At 67.7% G+C, this 17,790-nt stretch carries 20 protein-coding genes; 11 read left to right on the forward strand and 9 right to left on the reverse strand.

All coding sequences use genetic code 11. From position 1 onward, the window contains the following. Positions 1-15 precede the first annotated feature (15 nt). The 8 genes from rplB to ACWEVR_RS00690 all read left to right on the forward strand — a co-directional run bounded on the left by rplB (position 16) and on the right by ACWEVR_RS00690 (position 3,582). A complete protein-coding gene (gene rplB / locus ACWEVR_RS00655) occupies positions 16-852 on the forward strand; it encodes a 50S ribosomal protein L2 (protein WP_067491152.1) in 837 nt (278 codons plus the stop codon). 15 nt (positions 853-867) lie between these two features. Then, positions 868-1,149: a 30S ribosomal protein S19 gene (rpsS, locus tag ACWEVR_RS00660; protein WP_067491151.1), complete on the forward strand. Its 282-nt coding sequence runs from the start codon at positions 868-870 to the stop codon at positions 1,147-1,149. Beyond that, complete coding sequence (rplV, locus tag ACWEVR_RS00665; RefSeq protein ID WP_067491149.1) at positions 1,146-1,559, forward strand: 50S ribosomal protein L22; 414 nt, start codon at positions 1,146-1,148, stop codon at positions 1,557-1,559. The genes rpsS and rplV overlap by 4 nt, the downstream gene beginning before the upstream one ends. After that, complete coding sequence (rpsC, locus tag ACWEVR_RS00670) at positions 1,560-2,357, forward strand: 30S ribosomal protein S3 (RefSeq protein ID WP_067491148.1); 798 nt, start codon at positions 1,560-1,562, stop codon at positions 2,355-2,357. A 3-nt stretch (positions 2,358-2,360) separates the two neighbouring features. After that, the gene (gene rplP, locus ACWEVR_RS00675) at positions 2,361-2,777 is read left to right on the forward strand and encodes a 50S ribosomal protein L16 (RefSeq protein WP_067491147.1); all 417 of its coding nucleotides are present in this window, start codon (positions 2,361-2,363) and stop codon (positions 2,775-2,777) included. Then, positions 2,777-3,016, forward strand: a complete 240-nt coding sequence (gene rpmC / locus ACWEVR_RS00680; RefSeq protein ID WP_019045024.1) for a 50S ribosomal protein L29 — start codon at positions 2,777-2,779, stop codon at positions 3,014-3,016. Before rplP ends, rpmC begins: the two co-directional genes overlap by 1 nt. Further along, positions 3,013-3,282 carry a 30S ribosomal protein S17 gene (gene rpsQ, locus ACWEVR_RS00685; RefSeq protein ID WP_067491145.1) on the forward strand — a complete coding sequence of 90 codons (270 nt, stop codon included), beginning with the start codon at positions 3,013-3,015 and terminating at the stop codon, positions 3,280-3,282. Before rpmC ends, rpsQ begins: the two co-directional genes overlap by 4 nt. A gap of 108 nt (positions 3,283-3,390) precedes the next feature. Then, entirely contained in the window at positions 3,391-3,582 is a 192-nt protein-coding gene (locus ACWEVR_RS00690) for a hypothetical protein (RefSeq protein ID WP_452465270.1), read from the forward strand. Between the two features lie 107 nt (positions 3,583-3,689). Here ACWEVR_RS00690 and ACWEVR_RS00695 read toward each other — a convergent pair whose 3' ends face one another. From ACWEVR_RS00695 to ACWEVR_RS00720, 6 genes are all read right to left on the reverse strand, one after another. Continuing rightward, on the reverse strand, positions 3,690-6,050 hold the full coding sequence (locus ACWEVR_RS00695; RefSeq protein WP_452465271.1) for a hypothetical protein: 2,361 nt from the start codon (positions 6,048-6,050) through the stop codon (positions 3,690-3,692). Between the two features lie 122 nt (positions 6,051-6,172). Continuing rightward, positions 6,173-7,009, reverse strand: coding sequence for an SDR family oxidoreductase (locus tag ACWEVR_RS00700; RefSeq protein WP_452465272.1), 837 nt, complete (start codon positions 7,007-7,009; stop codon positions 6,173-6,175). A 10-nt stretch (positions 7,010-7,019) separates the two neighbouring features. Further along, positions 7,020-7,748, reverse strand: coding sequence for a CPBP family intramembrane glutamic endopeptidase (locus ACWEVR_RS00705; RefSeq protein ID WP_133733959.1), 729 nt, complete (start codon positions 7,746-7,748; stop codon positions 7,020-7,022). A 46-nt stretch (positions 7,749-7,794) separates the two neighbouring features. Beyond that, positions 7,795-8,736, reverse strand: coding sequence for an RluA family pseudouridine synthase (locus ACWEVR_RS00710; protein WP_452465273.1), 942 nt, complete (start codon positions 8,734-8,736; stop codon positions 7,795-7,797). A gap of 49 nt (positions 8,737-8,785) precedes the next feature. Next, entirely contained in the window at positions 8,786-9,364 is a 579-nt protein-coding gene (locus ACWEVR_RS00715) for a putative glycolipid-binding domain-containing protein (RefSeq protein WP_452465274.1), read from the reverse strand. Positions 9,365-9,399: 35 nt separating this feature from the next. Further along, positions 9,400-9,591: a hypothetical protein gene (locus ACWEVR_RS00720; protein WP_067491136.1), complete on the reverse strand. Its 192-nt coding sequence runs from the start codon at positions 9,589-9,591 to the stop codon at positions 9,400-9,402. 180 nt (positions 9,592-9,771) lie between these two features. On the opposite strand from ACWEVR_RS00720, the gene ACWEVR_RS00725 reads away from it, so the two are divergent. Then, on the forward strand, positions 9,772-11,610 hold the full coding sequence (locus ACWEVR_RS00725) for an ABC transporter ATP-binding protein (RefSeq protein ID WP_452465275.1): 1,839 nt from the start codon (positions 9,772-9,774) through the stop codon (positions 11,608-11,610). Beyond that, positions 11,607-13,343 carry an ABC transporter ATP-binding protein gene (locus tag ACWEVR_RS00730; RefSeq protein ID WP_452465276.1) on the forward strand — a complete coding sequence of 579 codons (1,737 nt, stop codon included), beginning with the start codon at positions 11,607-11,609 and terminating at the stop codon, positions 13,341-13,343. The genes ACWEVR_RS00725 and ACWEVR_RS00730 overlap by 4 nt, the downstream gene beginning before the upstream one ends. A 14-nt stretch (positions 13,344-13,357) precedes the next feature. Here ACWEVR_RS00730 and ACWEVR_RS00735 read toward each other — a convergent pair whose 3' ends face one another. Both ACWEVR_RS00735 and ACWEVR_RS00740 read right to left on the reverse strand, forming a co-directional pair. Then, complete coding sequence (locus ACWEVR_RS00735; RefSeq protein ID WP_452465277.1) at positions 13,358-14,686, reverse strand: alpha/beta hydrolase family protein; 1,329 nt, start codon at positions 14,684-14,686, stop codon at positions 13,358-13,360. Between the two features lie 123 nt (positions 14,687-14,809). Then, positions 14,810-15,517 (reverse strand): siderophore-interacting protein, encoded by a 708-nt coding sequence (locus ACWEVR_RS00740; RefSeq protein ID WP_067641069.1) that lies wholly within the window; start codon positions 15,515-15,517, stop codon positions 14,810-14,812. Positions 15,518-15,622: 105 nt separating this feature from the next. Between ACWEVR_RS00740 and ACWEVR_RS00745 the strand changes: the two genes are divergently transcribed. Continuing rightward, a complete protein-coding gene (locus ACWEVR_RS00745; protein ID WP_452465677.1) occupies positions 15,623-16,897 on the forward strand; it encodes a SidA/IucD/PvdA family monooxygenase in 1,275 nt (424 codons plus the stop codon). 174 nt (positions 16,898-17,071) lie between these two features. Here ACWEVR_RS00745 and ACWEVR_RS00750 read toward each other — a convergent pair whose 3' ends face one another. Further along, on the reverse strand, positions 17,072-17,755 hold the full coding sequence (locus tag ACWEVR_RS00750) for a GNAT family N-acetyltransferase (protein WP_452465279.1): 684 nt from the start codon (positions 17,753-17,755) through the stop codon (positions 17,072-17,074). Between the last annotated feature and the right edge of the window lie 35 nt (positions 17,756-17,790).

Below are 17,790 nucleotides of genomic sequence, written 5' to 3' on the forward strand. Positions count from 1 at the left end.
AGCAGAGAAGAACTCATGGCAATCCGTAAATACAAGCCGACTACACCGGGCCGTCGTGGCTCGAGTGTCTCGGACTTCGCCGAGATCACCCGGTCGACGCCGGAGAAGTCGCTGCTGCGCCCGCTCACCAAGTCCGGTGGTCGTAACGCGCACGGTCGCATCACCACGCGTCACCGCGGTGGCGGTCACAAGCGTGCCTACCGTGTCATCGACTTCCGTCGACTGGACAAGGACGGCATCCCGGCCAAGGTCGCGCACATCGAGTACGACCCCAACCGCACCGCGAATATTGCACTCCTGCATTTTGCTGATGGCGAGAAGCGCTACATCATCGCGCCGAAGGGCATCAAGCAGGGCAGCCCGATCGAGTCCGGCCCGACGGCCGACATCAAGCCGGGTAACAACCTGCCGCTGCGCAACATCCCGACCGGTACCACGATCCACAACGTGGAGCTGCGTCCGGGCGGTGGCGCCAAGATGGCCCGTGCCGCAGGCATGAGCATCCAGCTGCTGGGCAAGGAAGGGCCGTACGCGACCCTTCGTATGCCGTCGGGTGAAATCCGCCGTGTCGACGTGCGCTGCCGCGCCACCGTCGGCGAGGTCGGCAACGCCGAGCAGTCGAACATCAACTGGGGCAAGGCCGGCCGTATGCGCTGGAAGGGCCGTCGTCCTACCGTCCGTGGTGTCGTCATGAACCCGGTCGACCACCCGCACGGTGGTGGTGAGGGTAAGACCTCCGGTGGTCGCCACCCGGTCTCCCCGTGGGGCCAGCCTGAGGGCCGTACCCGCAAGCCCAACCGCCCGAGCGACAAGCTCATCGTCCGCCGCCGCAAGACCGGCAAGAAGCGCTAAAGGAGGAGGTAAGAAATGCCACGCAGCCTCAAGAAGGGCCCGTTCGTCGACGACCACCTCCTGAAGAAGGTGGACGTCCAGAACGAAAAGGGCACCAAGCAGGTCATCAAGACCTGGTCGCGTCGCTCGACCATCATCCCCGATTTCATCGGCCACACTTTCGCCGTCCACGACGGTCGCAAGCACGTCCCGGTGTTCGTCTCGGACAACATGGTCGGCCACAAGCTCGGTGAGTTCGCGCCGACCAGGACGTTCAAGAGCCACGTCAAGGACGACCGGAAGAGCAAGCGGCGATGACTGAAACCAACACCGAAACGGTTCAGAACCCGACTGCCCGCGCTACCGCTAAGCATGTGCGGGTCACCCCGATGAAGGCGCGTCGCGTCGTGGACATGGTCCGCGGCAAGCGTGTCGAGGACGCGCTGGCCATCCTGCGGTTCGCCCCGCAGGCCGCCAGCGAGCCGGTGGCCAAGGTCGTGGCTTCGGCCGCGGCGAACGCCGAGAACAACCTCGGCCTCAACCCGGCCACCCTGGTCATCTCGACTGCGTTCGTCGACGAGGGTGCCACCATGAAGCGTTTCCAGCCGCGGGCCCAGGGCCGCGCGTTCCGGATTCGCAAGCGCACCAGCCACATCACCATCGAGGTCGAGAGCGTGCCCACTGCCGGCGCTGCCACTCGTAGCCGCCGGAAGGGAGGGGCAAAGTAAATGGGACAGAAAATCAACCCCCATGGCTTCCGCCTCGGTATCACCACCGACTGGAAGTCGCGTTGGTACGCGGACAAGCAGTACGCGGAATACGTGAAGGAAGACGTTCAGATCCGCAAGCTCCTCGCCACTGGCATGGAGCGGGCCGGTATCTCGAAGGTCGAGATCGAGCGCACCCGTGATCGCGTCCGTGTGGATATCCACACCGCGCGTCCCGGCATCGTGATCGGTCGCCGTGGCGCGGAGGCCGACCGCATCCGCGCCGAGCTGGAGAAGCTCACCAAGAAGCAGGTTCAGCTGAACATCCTCGAGGTCAAGAACCCCGAGTCGGATGCGCAGCTGGTTGCTCAGGGTGTCGCCGAGCAGCTGTCCAACCGTGTGGCGTTCCGTCGCGCGATGCGTAAGGCCATCCAGTCGGCCATGCGTTCGCCGAACGTCAAGGGCATCCGTGTGCAGTGCTCGGGCCGCCTCGGTGGCGCCGAAATGTCGCGCTCGGAGTTCTACCGTGAAGGTCGCGTCCCGCTGCACACGCTGCGCGCGGACATCGACTACGGCCTCTACGAGGCCAAGACCACCTTCGGTCGCATCGGCGTGAAGGTCTGGATCTACAAGGGTGACATCGTCGGTGGTCGTCGTGAGGTGACCGCTGCCGCTGCCGCTGCTCCGGACCGCCAGCGTCGCGAGCGTCCGAGCCGCCCCCGTCGGTCCGGCGCCACTGGCACCACCGCGACCAGCACCGAGGTCGGTCGCGCCGCCACCGCAGTGGCGGAGGCTCCGGCAGAGAACAAGGAGGGCTGACGCATGCTGATGCCCCGTAGGGTCAAGCACCGCAAGCAGCACCACCCCAGTCGCTCCGGCATGTCCAAGGGCGGCACCGCGGTGGCGTTCGGTGACTACGGCATCCAGGCTCTCGAGCCTGCCTACGTCACCAACCGTCAGATCGAGTCGGCGCGTATCGCGATGACCCGCCACATCAAGCGTGGCGGCAAGATCTGGATCAACATCTACCCCGACCGCCCGCTCACCAAGAAGCCTGCCGAGACCCGCATGGGTTCCGGTAAGGGTTCGCCGGAGTGGTGGGTCGCGAACGTGAAGCCCGGTCGGGTCATGTTCGAGATGTCTTACCCCAACGAGGAGACCGCTCGCGAGGCCCTGCGCCGCGCGATGCACAAGCTCCCCATGAAGTGCAGGATCGTGACCAGGGAGGAGCAGTTCTGATGGCTACCGGAACACCGGCCGCAGAGCTCCGCGAGCTCAACGAAGAAGAGCTCGTGGCCAAACTGCGCGAGTCGAAGGAAGAGCTGTTCAACCTGCGCTTCCAGATGGCGACGGGTCAGCTCGACAACAACCGTCGTCTGCGCGTCGTCCGCCACGAGATCGCGCGCATTTACACGGTCATGCGTGAGCGCGAGCTCGGCCTGGCCACGGCGCCCGCGGGCAAGGGAGATGCGGCATGAGCGAGAAGAAGGAAGAGCGCGGCAGCCGCAAGGTTCGTAGCGGCTACGTCGTCTCGGACAAGATGAACAAGACGATCGTCGTCGAGCTGGAAGACCGTCACCGGCACCCGCTCTACGGCAAGATCATTCGCACCACCTCCAAGGTGAAGGCGCATGACGAGAACGAGATCGCCGGCGTCGGCGACCGCGTTCAGCTGATGGAGACCCGTCCGCTGTCGGCCACCAAGCGCTGGCGTCTGGTCGAGGTCCTGGAGAAGGCCAAGTAAGGTCCCTCCTCGATCCATCGAGATCGTTGCCACGAAGGCCCGTTTCCCTCTGGGAGGCGGGCCTTCGTGGTGTCGCGGGCTAGGTGATATTGCCGGATATCATGCGGAATGGCCATAACACTGCATCTCGACGGCGATGATGACCGGCGCCTGACCGAGCTGGCCGAGTGTCTCGGACTGAGCGAGCAGGATTTGGCGCAAGAGGCAATTCGCATGTACGCCGCTCGGCACGAGGCGTTCGGTGCGGTGGTCTACTCGATCATGGACGAGCACGCCGTGCTGATGCGGCGGCTTGCGTGAGCTACCTCGGCTGCCTGAGAGTGTCGTTGTTGCCCGCGGGGTGGGCCTGGCGCCGGACGCAGAGCTCGCGCGGAGCTTGGACTCTTGGTCCGAAAGAATCGCCGGCCTCAACCGGTGAAGGCGTAGGGGTGGCGGATCTTTCGGGCGAATTCGACGACGTTGGTGACGGTTTTGCCGGGGACGCCTACTTCCGCGCCGATGCTGCGGGCTGACCAGGACTGGTCGGTGAGTTCGAGGATTTCCTCGATTTGTTCGAGGGTCAGGCGCAGGGGGCTGTGGGTGGCGATGCGGCGGGCGAGGGCACGGACCTCGGTGTCGTCGTAGTCGAACTCGTCGACAGGGTGGTCGTCGAGGAGGTCGTCCTCCGGGGCGGCTTCCTGCGCGGTGAGCGGTTCGTCGGCATTTGCGGTGTCAGTTGGCAGTGCGACCGGCCCGGGGTCTTCGGACGTCTCGGTCGGTGCGACCGGCTCAGATGTTCGGGCCGACGGTTCGACCCGTGCGGTCGACCCGGATTTGCGGGTGGACGAGGTGGCCGTCGCGACGGTCTCGGTGACCGGGGTGGCCGGTGCCGTGGGCTCGGTCACTGCGGTGGCCGACGCAATCGGCTCGGTGATCTCGGTGACCGGTGCGACGGGCTCGGTGACTGCGGTGGGCGATGCGACGGGCTTGGCGACCCGGGCGGGTTCGGGCTCCAGCAGTAGTTGCTCGGCAGGTTCCGTGGCGAGGGTGAGCTGTTCGGGTTCGTCGGCGGGGGCCGGTGAAATGTGTTGCGCTACCACCGGAGTGGGGGCAGACGTGTCGCCGTTGTGGTCACGGGCGACGGTGCCGGCGTGCGCCGTCGCCTCGGGAACGGGGTCGGTGCCGGTCGCTTCGCCGGGAGTGGGCTGGGCGGCGGCGGTGACAGGTATTCGCCGCAACGAAGGGGTGGCGCCGTTGGTGTCGGCATGGCCGTTGCGCCGGTGGTCGGCGGCGGCCCGGTGGATGAGTTCGAGGGTGCCGGGGGCGGTGAGCTTTTCGGCGCTCGTGCGGCGGACGACGGGGCGGTGGGCGGTCACCGGAATATTGTTGTCCGCGCCGGTACCCGCATCGGTCGTGTCGCTGTCGCTACGCAGAGTGCTGCCGTCGTGCTGAGCTTCATCGCTGGTGTCGCCGACCTGCGGGGCTTCGTCATCGCGTGAGGTGTTGTTGCCGGGCGTGGCTCCACCGGCAAGCGAGTTGGCGCGGCCGAGCTGTGCGTCGCTGTGGGGCTGGGCATCGTCGCGCTGGGCCTTGCTGTCGCGCCGGGCGTAGGCACTGAGCGGTACGTCGGCTTCGAGCGCGGATTCGTTGTCGAGTTCGGCGTATCCGTGGAGCCGGGCTTCGCTGCCGAGTGGGGTCTTGTTGTCGAGCCGGGCTTCGTGCCCCAGAGGAGCGCCGTCACGAAGCGTTGCATCGCCGAGCCGTTGGCTGTCGCCATCTCGGGCGCCGTGGAGTGTGCGCACACCGTGTTCGGTGCGGTTGTCGATGACGGCATCCTCGCCGGCGACCACCGCGACCGGCTCGGTCCGGTCGGAATCCACGGGCCTTGCCGCACCGGCAGCAGCTGTCTGCGCTGTACGGAGTGTCGCGGTATCGACCAGGCGTGGTTCGTTGCCGATCGTCGACAGCGAGTTCGGCTGGGCGACAGCAGTGTCCATCCTTTCGGAGGGGGAGTAGCTCCCCGGCAGCTCGACCGAGGCACCCTCGATCAACATCGCGTACCGCGCCGAAACCCAGGCGTGCAACCAGATCACGACACCGACCATCACCGGCGCGATGGAGAACTCGGCCGCCCGCCCCCATGCACCGGAGGCCAGGTGGGGCCCGGCGTTGAGGGCGACGGTGGTGCCGAGGAGGGCGAGTTCGAACACGATGACCTTGCCGCGTTCGAGTTCACGCCCCCAGCGGGCGGCGGTGGTCGCGGCGATCATGATGACGATGATCGGGATGGAGATCATCGCCTCGATGCCGAAACTGAGCCAGTACAGCGGGTCGCTCATGTCCCCGCTCGGCACGAGGTTGTGCTGCACATTGACCCCGGCCCACACCATGCCGAGCAGCACCACACCGATCAGCGCGCGCGAGGACCACTCGGCGCGCCGGTAGAGCTGCGCGAGCCGCGCGTCGGCACTCGACACGCGGCGGCGCGCGGCCAGGGCTTTGCGGTGCCAGCGGGCGTCGGCCTCGTCGGTGCGCCGGATCAAAGCGCCGGTGCGACGGTCACGTTTGTCGGCGGCGAGTTCGTCGGCGACAGCGCGACGCCGCTGTTTACGGCGCTGGGCCCGGATCCATTCGGCGAGTTCGCGTTCGGCGCGGATCTCCGCTTCCGAGAGGGCGTCGTAGAGCGCCGTGTCGTGCTGTAGCGGCAGCTTGCCCCTGGCGGTGGCAACCTGCTTGGCGAGGGCCGTGATCTCGGTATCGGCAGGGTCGATCGACCGATCGTCGGACATCTCGCGCCTTCCGCGTCACTCGAACATATGGACTATCGAACATATGTGTGATTGCAGAGAGCGTAAACGCCGACCGTTCCCGGGTCAACGATCATGGTGTGGAATCGGAGCGGAGAAGGCGCTCAGGCCCCGGAATCGTCGTCGAGTAGACGCTTTTCGTAAGTGGCTCGTGCGGACGAACCGCTAACGGCCGCAAGCTGATTCGGAACGGTCCGCCGCAGTATCAGATCTCGGGCCCACTGTGGAAGCACTCCGGCCCATCGCAGCATCGGCCCGAGCGATCCCGGCACCGTCACCTCGAACCGTGGCCGCTGGATCACCTCGACAACGGCCCGTGCCACGTCGACGGGTTGCAACAGCGCCGCCGCACCGGTGGACGTGCCCTTCGCGAGTTCGGTGTCGACAACCCCCGGCATGATCGCGCTCAACCGCACACCGCTGCCGCGCAATTCCTCCCGCACACCCGTCAGGTACCCGAGCACGCCGTGTTTGGTCGCCGCGTAGGTCGCCTCCCCGGCGGGTGACACCTTCGATGCCACCGAGGCGATGGTGACGATATGTCCCCGCCCCCGTGCGCGCATGGCGGGCGCCGCCAGCCGCACACCCCGGATCACCCCGTGCAGATTCACCGCGAGCATCCGCGCGGTGGCACTGTCGGGTTCGTCGTCGAACGCCCCGACCCACATCACCCCGGCATTGTTGACCAGCACGTCGACCGGCCCGAGCAGCGCCTCGGTGACGGCGAGGAAGTCGTGGAACGACCGCTCCGAGGTCACATCGAGCTCGCACCCGTGCACCGTCCCCGGCAACTCGGCCGCCGCCGCCCGAGCGGCGTCACCGGACAGGTCTCCGATACACACCAAGGCCCCTGCGGCCCCGAGTTCCCGGGCGATCTCCCGCCCGATCCCGGCCGCCCCGCCGGTCACCGCGACTACCAATCCGACAAGCACACGTTTCACCGGACCGATGCTAGGCCAGTGCGGTGTGCCAGACGAGGGCTGCGGCGAGTGCGCCTGCTCCGTTGAGGGACCAGTGCAGGGCGATGGGGGCGAGGAGGCTGCCGCTGCGGCGGCGCAGCCAGGTGAAGACGACGCCCGCGGCAGCGGTGGCGGCGACGGCGAGGGTGATGCCGATGACCTGGCCCGCGAGGCCGCCGCCGACGATGCCCGATAGGCCGGTGTTGCTCGCGGTGAGGCCGAGGGAGGAGGCGATGTGCCAGAGGCCGAAGAGCAGCGAGCCCGCCGCGAACAGGCCGCGTACCCCGAGCACCCGGTCGAGGGTGCCGTGCAGGACGCCGCGGAAGGCGAGTTCCTCGGGGATCACGGTCTGCAGCGGGATGACGATCATCGACGCGATCAGCGCGCCGGAGATCGTCGCGTACCGGTCGGCGAGGAAGAAGGGCCTGGTGATCGGCAGCAATGCCCCGATCGCGACAGCCGTGAGCACGATCCCCACCGCGCCGAGCGCGTAGACGGTACCGCGTCGCCAGTGCCTGGGGGACAGCCCGAGTTCCGCCCAGCCGAGCCCGCGCTTGCGCATCAGAGCGAGCAGCAGAAAGGCCGCGACGGGCACGGTGACGATATTGGCCCAGGCGGTGGTGAAGTGTGCGATCAGATTGGTTCCGGCGAGCACGACCACCACGACGGCGATATCGATATAGGCGTGCAGTCCGGGTCGGGGATCGGCGGAGACGGGCACCCGGTCGAGTGTACGGATTTATTACAGAAGGGAAACGGTCCGTGAGCTACTCGACAGCCGATCCGGACCAACCGGGCAAATCGTGCCACGCCTGCAGAGTTCGACGCGATTCGAATCGCCGGGGAACCCGACTGATCGGGTCGGTGAATTCGAGGGTGGCCGCCAGTAATTGCAGTGGCCGCGTGTAGTCGTCGACGGATTTGTCGGTGACGACCGGATAGAAATCGTCGCCGAGGATCGGCACGCCGAGGCTGTTCATATGCAGCCGGAGTTGGTGGGTGCGCCCGGTATGCGGCCGCAATCGGTACCGGCCGAGCCCGTCGCGATGCTCGACGAGCTCCACGTGGGTCTCGGCATTGGGCACTCCGGGCACCTCCTGCGCGGCCAGCACATGCTTTTCCTTGACGATCCGGCTGCGCACGACCCTCGGCAGATCCAAGGTGGGGTCGTAGGGCGCGATCGCCTCGTATTCCTTGCGCACGGTCCGGTGCCCGAACATCGTCTGATACGCCCCGCGCACGGCCGGATTCACCACGAACAGGATCAGCCCGGCGGTCACCCGGTCGAGGCGGTGCGCCGGGATCAGGTCGGGCAGGTCGAGTTCGCGCCGCAACCGGACCAGCGCGGTCTGCAGGATGTGCTGACCGCGCGGAATGGTCGCGAGGAAGTGCGGTTTGTCGACGACGAGGATGTCGTCGTCGCGGTGCACGATGCCGATCTCGAACGGCACCTCCTGCTCCACGGGCAGGTCACGATGGAACCAGACCGCACCGCCCGCGACGTACGGCGCGTCGGGCGCGAGCGGCCCGTCCAGGTCGACGATCTCGCCCGCGCGCAACATCTCGTCGATGCGCGCGGGGTCCACGCGCGGCAACCGCTCGACGAGGTGGTCGCGCACGGTCGCCCAGTGCCCGTCCTCCGGGAGCCGGAGCCGGGCCGGGTCGAGGCCGTGCCGCTTGGGCAGCGGCGGCTGCTGCCTGCGTCGCATACCGACAGTCTCGCCGCCGGACGACCCGGCCCCGCCACAGGCCCCCGGTTCAGACCGTGCGCCGGGCCAGACCCGGGTAGTCGACGATCAACCCCGCATCGTCGTAGGACAGAGTGGCGCGATAGTCGAAATCCGACGAGGTGTAGTCGAAGCGCGGCCCGTCGTCGCCGTCGGTGGCCCGGCGGTAGTGCTGCGGCAGTCGCACCGTCTTCAGGTCGGCGGCGCGGATGTAGACCGCGGGTGCGTCGGCGGAGTCGCCGATGTCGAGTGCCAGCCTGCGCACCGGGAGCGAGTTGGTGAACACCGATGCCTCGAGGTCGACGTCGAGGCACCCGTCCAGTTCGGGTGCGGTGGCGCCGTCGACCTGCCAGCGTCCGAGCCCGTCGGATTGCACGGTGAGCGTGCGCCTGCCGTCGGGATAGCGTCCGGTGATCTGCGCCGAACGGGTGTGCCAGCTGCCGTCGAGCCGCAGCCGGTAGTCGATCACCCAGACGGCGCCGTCCTCGGTTCCGGTGGCGCACCCTTCGACGAGCACGCCACGATCACCGTCGCGGAAATACGTCACTTCGAAACCGGTTCGCGCCTGGTGCTGTATCCAGGCGGCCGATGGGGGCAGGTGAGTGAACACGAAGGGGGCATGCCCCGAAATTCGGGTATCAATCCTCAGCCGGCGCGTTGATCCAGGACCATCAATTTCGCCTCGACGAGAATCTGGCGCGCACGCCGCCGCACCCGGCACAGGTCGACGCTGCATTCGAGGTGTATCTGCATGGCCCGATGCGCTTGTTCGGGCGTCATATTCCCGGGGTCGGTCCGGCAGTCCGCAATTGCCGAAATAATTGACGTGACAAACATTTTCGTACTCCCACCGCGTCGATGGATAACAAGGTAGGAGCAAATTACGCCCGATTCGGTGCGATATCGCCGGGGTTGACTGGCAGTTCACGCAACCTTCCCCACCCGGCCACGACCACTCAACTTAGGCTAACCTACATCGGCAGAGCTTGCTGTGGACAGGTCGAGAGGGCAGAACGTATGACGGTGCAGGTGGCGCCGCCGCCGGGGGTGGAGTCGGGCAACCGGCCGTCCAAGGCGGCCGCGAAAGCGCAGAAGCAACGAGAAGCGCAGGCGCGCAAGGACATCCTGGCCCCGGTGGCGGGCATGCTCACGGCGGCGAGCCTGATCGTCGCGGTGGCTTCGGTGTGCAGCGTGGTCCCGTTCCTGCTGATCGTCGAGGCGTGCCGCGAACTGCTCACCGGCCCGGTCGACACCGACCGGGTGTGGTGGCTGTTCGGCGCGGCCGTGGCGGTGCTCGTCCTGCGGGCGCTGCTGCAGGCCGTCGCGCTCACCTGGTCGCACGCGGCCGACGCCGGTTACCAGCTCACCCTGCGTCGCCTGCTCGCGGCCAAACTCACCCGGGTGCCGCTCGGCTGGTTCGGCGAGCGCAGCTCCGGCGAGGTGAAGACCTATCTGCGCGACGATGTGGAGGCACTGCACTACCTGGTCGCGCACGCGCGGCTCGAGTTCGTCGGCGCGCTGGTGGTTCCGCTGGTCACCCTCGGGTACCTGTTCACCGTCGACTGGCGGCTCACGCTGGTGCTGCTGATTCCGCTGATCGCCTACTTCTTGCTGTTCGGCCGGATCATGGACCGCGACGGTCGCGATCGGCTCGCCGTCTACACCCGGTGGGAGCGGCGCACGGCCGAGGCAACCATCGAGTTCGTCGACGGCATCCAGGTGGTGCGCGCGTTCGGGCAGGCGGGCAAGGCGCACAGCGAGTTCCAGGCCGCCGTCGACGGTCAGGTGAATGCCGCGCACCGGTTGAAGATGCCGATCATCCGGGTGCAGTCAGCTTCCGACATCGTCGTCACGCCGGTATTCGTGATGCTCGTCGTCGTGCTCGCCGGGCTGACGTTCATCGGCGCGGGCTGGGTCGAGCCGCTCGACCTGCTGCCCTTCCTGCTGGTCGGGCTCGGTATCGGCAGTTCACTGCTCGGTCTCGGTTACGGGTCGCAGGCGTTGCGGGCCGGTGGCGCCGCGGCGCTGCGGTTGCACGAATTGCGCCAGACTCCGGAACTCGAGATCGCCGAGTCGACCGGTGACGTGCCGGTCGAGCGCGGCGTTGTCCGCTTCGAAGGTGTCGAATTCGGCTACCGCACAGGACACAACGTGTTGCGCGGCATTGACCTGGAACTCACGCCGGGCACCATCACCGCGCTGGTCGGCCCGAGCGGTTCGGGCAAATCCACCCTCGCCAAACTGCTGCCGCGCTTCTACGACGTCGGTGCCGGGCGGATCACCATCGACGGTCGCGATATCCGCGAGTTCAGCAGCGAAGCGCTGTATCGCACGGTCGGTTTCGTGTTCCAGGACGTCCGCCTGATCCGCGGTTCGATCCGCGAGAATCTCCTGCTCGCCCGACCCGGTGCCGATGACGCGGCCATCGAACGGGCCGCCCGCGCCGCCCAGATCCACGACCGGATCGCGGCGTTGCCGCGCGGATACGACTCCGAAATCGGTGCCGACGCAACCTTGTCCGGCGGTGAGGCTCAACGCCTTTCGATCGCCCGTGCGCTCCTGGCCGACACCCCGGTCCTCGTCCTCGACGAGGCGACAGCCTTCGCCGACCCCGAGTCGGAGGCCGCCGTGCAGGACGCGCTCGCCGCGCTGGTGGCGGGCCGCACCGTGCTCGTCATCGCGCACCGCCTGCACACCATCACCGGTGTCGACCGGATTCTGGTGCTGGACAACGGGACTCTCGTCGAGCAGGGCACCCACGACGAACTGCGCTCCACGGGCGGGCTGTATCAGCGCCTGTGGGACATCAACGAGGCCGCGCTCGGCACGCTCGCCCTGGTGGAGGAAACACGATGATCCGCAAGGTTTTCCGTCTTGTCCCCGACGAGTTCGCCTCGCTTGTCCCGCGTCTGCTGGCCGCCATCGTGCTGCAGGCCGTGTGCCAGGCCATCGCGTACCTGCTGCTCGTCCCACTGCTCGAGTCCCTGTTCGGCGACGACCTGTCCGGCGCGTGGACGTGGGCACTCGGCATGACCGCGGCCGTGGTCGGCGTGGTGGTGTTCGGATACCTGCAGGCCGTCATCGGCCTGCGCATCGGCCTGGGGATGCAGCGAGGGCTGCAGACCCGCCTCGGCGACAAGCTCAACGAACTGCCGCTCGGCTGGTTCGAAGGCCGTGAGGCAGGCCCGCTCTCGCGGGTGATGGTCGAGCAGGTGCGCGAGATGCAGGGCCTGATCGCCTATCTGCTCACCAAGGTGCTCACCGGTGTGATCGTTCCGGTGGTCGTCGCGCTCGGCATGCTGTTCATCGATTGGCGCATCGGTGTCGCGATGCTGCTGGCCGCGCCGGTGCTGTACCTGGTCAACGCGGTCGCCAACCGCGCCTACACCGGTGCCGACGCACGGCTGCACGACGCGGCGGCCGAAGCCGATTCGCGGGTGGTCGAATTCGCGCAGGCCCAGCCGGTGCTGCGTGCGTTCGGCGCGGTCGGGACCGGCAACAAGGCGCTCGAGGCGGCGCTGGTCCGCCAGCGCGGCGCGGTGCTGAAGATGATGGTGGCCACGGTGCCCGGCCTGATCGTGTTCGCCCTGTTCGTGCAGGCGGTATTCCTCGTACTCGCCTACCTCGCGGTGGTCCAGGTGACCGACGGGGCCATTTCGGCGGCCGCCGCCATCGCCCTGATCGCGGTGAGTTCGCGGTTCATCGAACCGGTGAACCAGGCCGCCCAGCTGGGCGCCGCGCTGCGGTCGGCCGCCTCGGCCGCCGACCGCATCACCGAACTGCTGGCCGAGCCGACCCTGCCGATGTCGACCGATCCGGTCACGCCCGGTGCGCCCGCCGTCGTCTTCGACAAGGTGAGCTTCGGCTACCGCCCCGGCGAACCCGTGCTCAGCGACCTGACCTTCACCGTCCCGGCGGGCACGACCACCGCCATCGTCGGGCCGAGCGGCTCGGGCAAGACCACCCTGCTGCGCCTGGCCGCCCGCTTCTACGACGTGGATTCCGGCGCGGTCTCGGTAGGCGAACACGATGTGCGCGAACAACCTTCGAACACGCTGCTCGATCAGCTCGCCCTGGTCTTCCAGAACGTCTACCTGTTCAACCGCTCGGTGGCCGACAACATCCGCATCGGCAAGCCCGACGCGAGCGAGGACGAGGTGCTGCGGGCCGCCCGCGCCGCGCGGGTCGACGAGATCGTCGACCGGCTGCCCGACGGCTTCGACACCATGGTCGGCGAGGGTGGCGCGTCGCTCTCGGGCGGTGAACGTCAGCGGGTGTCGATCGCCCGCGCCTTGCTCAAGGACGCCCCGATCGTGCTGCTCGACGAGGCGACAAGCGCGCTCGACCCGCACAGCGAGGCCGTCGTGGTGCGCGGCATCCACGAACTGGCAAGGGACAAAACCGTTCTCGTGGTCGCGCACCGCTTGGCGACCATCGCCCACGCCGACCAGATCCTGTTCCTCGACGGCGGCCGCATCGTCGAACAGGGCACGCACGCGGAGCTGCTCGCACTCGACGGCCGGTACGCCGCGTTCTGGAACGAACGCGAACGGGCTTCCGGTTGGCGGCTGGAGCCGGTGCCGGCCTGAATGCCGCCGGGTGGCTACCTCGCGGTGACACCCGGATGACGCGCGGCCGCCTGCGCGATCTCGGCGTGGTCGCCGAGCAGGAACGGCGCGAGGATGTCGTTGCCGAGCCGCTGGGTGTCGGCGGGTCCACGCGACCCGCCGACGAACAGCGAAGCCACGAAACGCACCGGCGCCGAGACGAAGTGCGGTGCGTCGGTGAAACTGATGTGGTCGGCCTCGCCGATCTCGTAGCGGAACGAGGGAGCGCGCAGCCGTCGCAGCAGGTCGGCATTGCCGTCGAGGTAGCGGTCCGAGTGGCCGGTGATCTCGCGGTCGCTTTCCAGAATCAGCACCGGTCGGTCGATCGTGCGCTGGGGCAGGTCGCCGTAGAGGGTGCCGTCGAGATTGGCGGCGGCGACGAGCCTTCGGTCCTCGGAGAGAGCGGACAAGGCCGCTGCGCCGCCGAAGGAATGGCCGATGGCGGAGATATGGGTCAGGTCGAGCCGGTCGGCGAGCGGACCGAGGTCGGTGCCCCCGCTGATCTGGTCGAGGACGAATCGCAGGTCGGCCGTGCGGATCGCCTGACGTTCCACCATGAAGCGCGGGTCGTCGACGGGCATGGTCTCCACGGTGTGGGCGATGGTGCCGTCGGCGAGCTCGGTGACGGCCGCCTCGTAGGGATGGTCGACGGCGAGGACGACGAAGCCCCGGGCGGCGAGGTCGGCGACCAGCCCGGAATAGAAAGCCCGAGGTGCGCCGTAACCGGGGGAGAACAGCACGACCGGCCAGCGCTGCCGCGCCTGCGCTACCGGAACATCGGCGTAGGCGTGGGTATCGATGCGGTCGTAGGCGCCCATGATCAGGCTCGGAACCACGGCGACCTGGGAGGGCAGATCGCCTTGTCCGTCGAGATAGACCCAGCGCCGCCCGGAGGCGAACTCGGCCGGATACCACGCCTGCACAACCACATTGCGCCGGTCGTCGGCCTCGGTGCGCGGCTCGGGCCGCGCCTGATCCACCCAGCGGAAGATCGCCGACCCGACGGCGTGGGGCCCGGTCGGTTCCGGCAGTTCGGGCACCGGCGGCACCAGCCACACCGCCGCCGAGATCGCGGCGAGCACTCCGATGACGATGCGTCCCAGCAGTTCCCGGCCGGCGGTCGCGACGCACACGAGCATCGCGACGAGCAACAGATACAGCGGCCACCACTGCCGATAGGGTTCGACCAGCCACAGCCCGGCGTGGCCGACGAGCAGCACCGGCACGGCGACAACGCCCACTCGCCTGCCGCGTCGCGGCGAGACGACCAGCAGGATCGCCGCCGCCACGGGTGCGGCGAGCATCACGGCATCGATCACGGACACGGCGGCGCTCGTTTCGATCGGGCCGGGGCGGAATTCCCGGCGTGATCGAACCAGCGTGCCGCACGAGAGCGTGCGTCCGCATCAGCCGACGGGCGCACGCTCCTCATCCCGCAGGATGATTTCCTACTTCCAGTAGGCCTGGTACTTGATGGCGGTCTTGGGCAGCGCGTGGTGGGTCTTGAGGGTCTTCACGATCGAGCGGGTGGTGTGGCCGTCGCAGGCGACCCAGGCGAAGGCGTCTGCGGGGCAAGTCATTTCGTTCGCGGCTTCGCGCAGCAGGCGGCCGTCGTCGATGCGCTGCACCCAGGTGACCGTGTGGTGCGGCTTGTTGTGCACGGGGATCGTCGTGTCGGATTCGTACTGCCATTCCAGCCACACTCGCGCGGGGGTGTCGCCGATGGCGTCCAGTAGCGAGTTGATAGCCGGGAGCGAGGCGGTGTCGCCGAAGACGACGTACTCGCTCGGGGTCTGCTCGGGCAGCTGGAAGTCGGAGCCGAGGACGCTGGCGTCGAGCGGGTCGCCGGGCTTGGCGCGGCGGGCCCAGTTGGCGGCGGGTCCGTCGTGCAGTGCGAAGTCGATGCAGACGGTGTCCTCGGCCGGGTTCTGGTTCACCAGGGTGTAGCCGCGGTGGTGCAGTTTGTCACTGTGCTCGTCGGGAATCCACAGGCGGATCCACTGCGTGGGGTGCACCGGGTTGTCGGCCAGCAGCCCGCCCGCGGTGAAACTGATCCGCACGAATTTGTCCGTGATCTGCTCGTTGGCAGTCACCGTGAGGCGGTAGTCCGAGCCACCCCAAGCCTTGACCATCAGGCCGTTGAATCCCTTACCCATGAACGTTAGGTTAGCCTAACGACACTTACTTGTCTGCCCCCGGTAGATAAATAAGGTAAGCCTATGCAACCATGGGCCGTGCTTGAGAGAGTGGAGAACGAACCGGTGCAAACCCTGCTCGTGGTCGGCGCGGGGCCGAAAGCCCTTGCGGTAGCGGCCAAATCGCATGTCCTGCGCTCACTCGGCCTGCCCGCGCCACGCGTGGTCGTCGTCGAGGCGCACGCGGTGGGTGGCAACTGGTTGCCCACCGGTGGCTGGACCGACGGGCAGCACCGGCTCGGCACCAGCCCCGAGAAGGACATCGGGTTCCCGTACCACTCCACCTGGGCCCGCGGCCGCAATCGCGAGATCGATCGCGCCATGTCGGCCTACAGCTGGACCTCGTTCCTCATCGAGCACGGCACCTACGCCGAGTGGATCGACCGTGGCAGGCCGAGCCCGCAGCACCACGTGTGGGCGAAATACCTGCAGTGGGTGGCCAAGTCGATCGACCTCGAGCTGGTGATCGGGCGCGTCGAGCAGATCCGCCACGACGACAGCTGGCAGGTGCGCGTCGTCGACGCCGACGGCGCGGCCACCGAGCTGAGCGCCGACGGCCTGATGATCACCGGCCCCGGCCGCAGCAGCCGCGCGCTTGCCGAGCATCCGCGCGTGCTGAGCATCGCGACGTTCTGGGATCTGGCGGGCAAGCGCAGTCTGCCCGCCGCCTCGCGGGCCGCGGTGATCGGCGGCGGCGAGACCGCCGGCTCGGCGCTCGACGAACTCGTGCGCCACGAAATGCTCACCATCTCGGTGATCTCGCCCATGGCGACCATCTACACCCGTGGCGAAAGCTATTTCGAGAACTCGCTGTTCAGCGATCCGGTGAAGTGGAACGCGCTGAGCATCCAGGAGCGTCGCGACGTGATCCGGCGTACCGATCGCGGTGTGTTCTCGGTGCGCGTGCAGGAAAGCCTGCTCGGCGACAGCCGGGTCCACCACCTGCAGGGCCGGGTCACCAAGGTGGTGCCTGCCGGTGATTCGCTCGCGCTCACGCTCACCAACGAGCTGCGTGCCGATCAGGTGCACAACTTCGACCTCGTCGTCGACGCGACCGGGGGCCAGCCGCTGTGGTTCCTGGAGATGTTCGATCAGCAGACCGCCGATCAGCTGGAACTGGCGGTGGGCGGCCCACTCACGCAGAACCGCATCGAATCCTCGATCGGCTACGACCTGGCCGTCAACGGTCTGGCGAGCAAGCTGTATCTGCCGAACATGGCCGCCATGGCGCAGGGCCCCGGCTTCCCGAACCTCAGCTGCCTCGGTGAGCTGTCCGACCGAGTGCTGCGCACGGTCCCGGCGCGCAGCCACGTTTCCGCAGCGCAAGCAGTCTCACGCTGACCCGTGCGGTGAGTTGCTCGTCCGCCTCTCCGCAAAATCAGGCCGGACTCAGGTGCGGCGGGACCTGCGTCGGCGGCCAGGCCAGGTAATGGATCACGGCAGCCCGTTCCCGGCGAGTTACCCATGTTCTTACGAAACAAGTGGATAACCCGTCGCGCGGGCGTCCACGAGTGATCAGTAGGGGACTGGGAGATCTGAGGGGGTGCGCGGCACCGTGTACAGGAAGATGCGGCGGTCCGGGCGGACGTCGAACTCACCGATGCTCTGCCAGCCCGACTTCTCGAGGCTGCGCCGGATCGGCTCGTTGCGATGGTCGGGATCGCCCATCATGCGCCGGCAGTCGGGGTTGGCCGCGAACACGGCGGCGGGCAGGATCGAGATCCAGGCCGACATGATGCCCTTGCCGATCACTGCGGTCTCGGCGGTGGCGATGTGGAAGGCGATGTCACCGGCGTCGGCGTGGTAGAGCTTGCCGATCTCGTCCTTGGCGGCGCGGTAGAACTCGATGTAGGCGACATCGACCACGCCTTTCTCCGGCTGACCGATCACCGCGAAGTCGAGGCTGAGAATGCAGGGGCGTGAGTAGGTTCCGGCCAGTTGGGTGCGGAAATTCTCGCGACGGCGCTGCGCGTCCCAATCCTGTTCCCAGGACTCGAGCAAGTGCGGACGGGCCATCCATTCTTCGAGCATGTCGGGGTCGTTACCGTCGGGATCGGCCATCCGCAGAGCGAAGGGCGCCTCGAACACCGGCAGGTTCGGCGCGGGGGCGGCGGCTACGTCGGCGGGCAGGTCTGTCTGCTCGCGGGGTAGCGCGGTGGGGGTCCCGGCGGGGTTCATCTGCTGGGTGCTCCATTCCATCGTTACCTTGGTCACCTCAATTGGTAAGGCTAGCC

Source organism: Nocardia sp. NPDC003979 (assembly GCF_053605015.1).

Coding starts and splice junctions, on each gene's coding strand:
- rplB (WP_067491152.1), top strand. CDS start 16: ATGGCAATCCGTAAATACAAGCCGACTACACCGGGCCGTCGTGGCTCG.
- rpsS (WP_067491151.1), top strand. CDS start 868: ATGCCACGCAGCCTCAAGAAGGGCCCGTTCGTCGACGACCACCTCCTG.
- rplV (WP_067491149.1), top strand. CDS start 1,146: ATGACTGAAACCAACACCGAAACGGTTCAGAACCCGACTGCCCGCGCT.
- rpsC (WP_067491148.1), top strand. CDS start 1,560: ATGGGACAGAAAATCAACCCCCATGGCTTCCGCCTCGGTATCACCACC.
- rplP (WP_067491147.1), top strand. CDS start 2,361: ATGCTGATGCCCCGTAGGGTCAAGCACCGCAAGCAGCACCACCCCAGT.
- rpmC (WP_019045024.1), top strand. CDS start 2,777: ATGGCTACCGGAACACCGGCCGCAGAGCTCCGCGAGCTCAACGAAGAA.
- rpsQ (WP_067491145.1), top strand. CDS start 3,013: ATGAGCGAGAAGAAGGAAGAGCGCGGCAGCCGCAAGGTTCGTAGCGGC.
- ACWEVR_RS00690 (WP_452465270.1), top strand. CDS start 3,391: ATGGCCATAACACTGCATCTCGACGGCGATGATGACCGGCGCCTGACC.
- ACWEVR_RS00695 (WP_452465271.1), bottom strand. CDS start 6,050: ATGTCCGACGATCGGTCGATCGACCCTGCCGATACCGAGATCACGGCC.
- ACWEVR_RS00710 (WP_452465273.1), bottom strand. CDS start 8,736: ATGCGACGCAGGCAGCAGCCGCCGCTGCCCAAGCGGCACGGCCTCGAC.
- ACWEVR_RS00720 (WP_067491136.1), bottom strand. CDS start 9,591: ATGTTTGTCACGTCAATTATTTCGGCAATTGCGGACTGCCGGACCGAC.
- ACWEVR_RS00725 (WP_452465275.1), top strand. CDS start 9,772: ATGACGGTGCAGGTGGCGCCGCCGCCGGGGGTGGAGTCGGGCAACCGG.
- ACWEVR_RS00730 (WP_452465276.1), top strand. CDS start 11,607: ATGATCCGCAAGGTTTTCCGTCTTGTCCCCGACGAGTTCGCCTCGCTT.
- ACWEVR_RS00740 (WP_067641069.1), bottom strand. CDS start 15,517: ATGGGTAAGGGATTCAACGGCCTGATGGTCAAGGCTTGGGGTGGCTCG.
- ACWEVR_RS00750 (WP_452465279.1), bottom strand. CDS start 17,755: ATGGAATGGAGCACCCAGCAGATGAACCCCGCCGGGACCCCCACCGCG.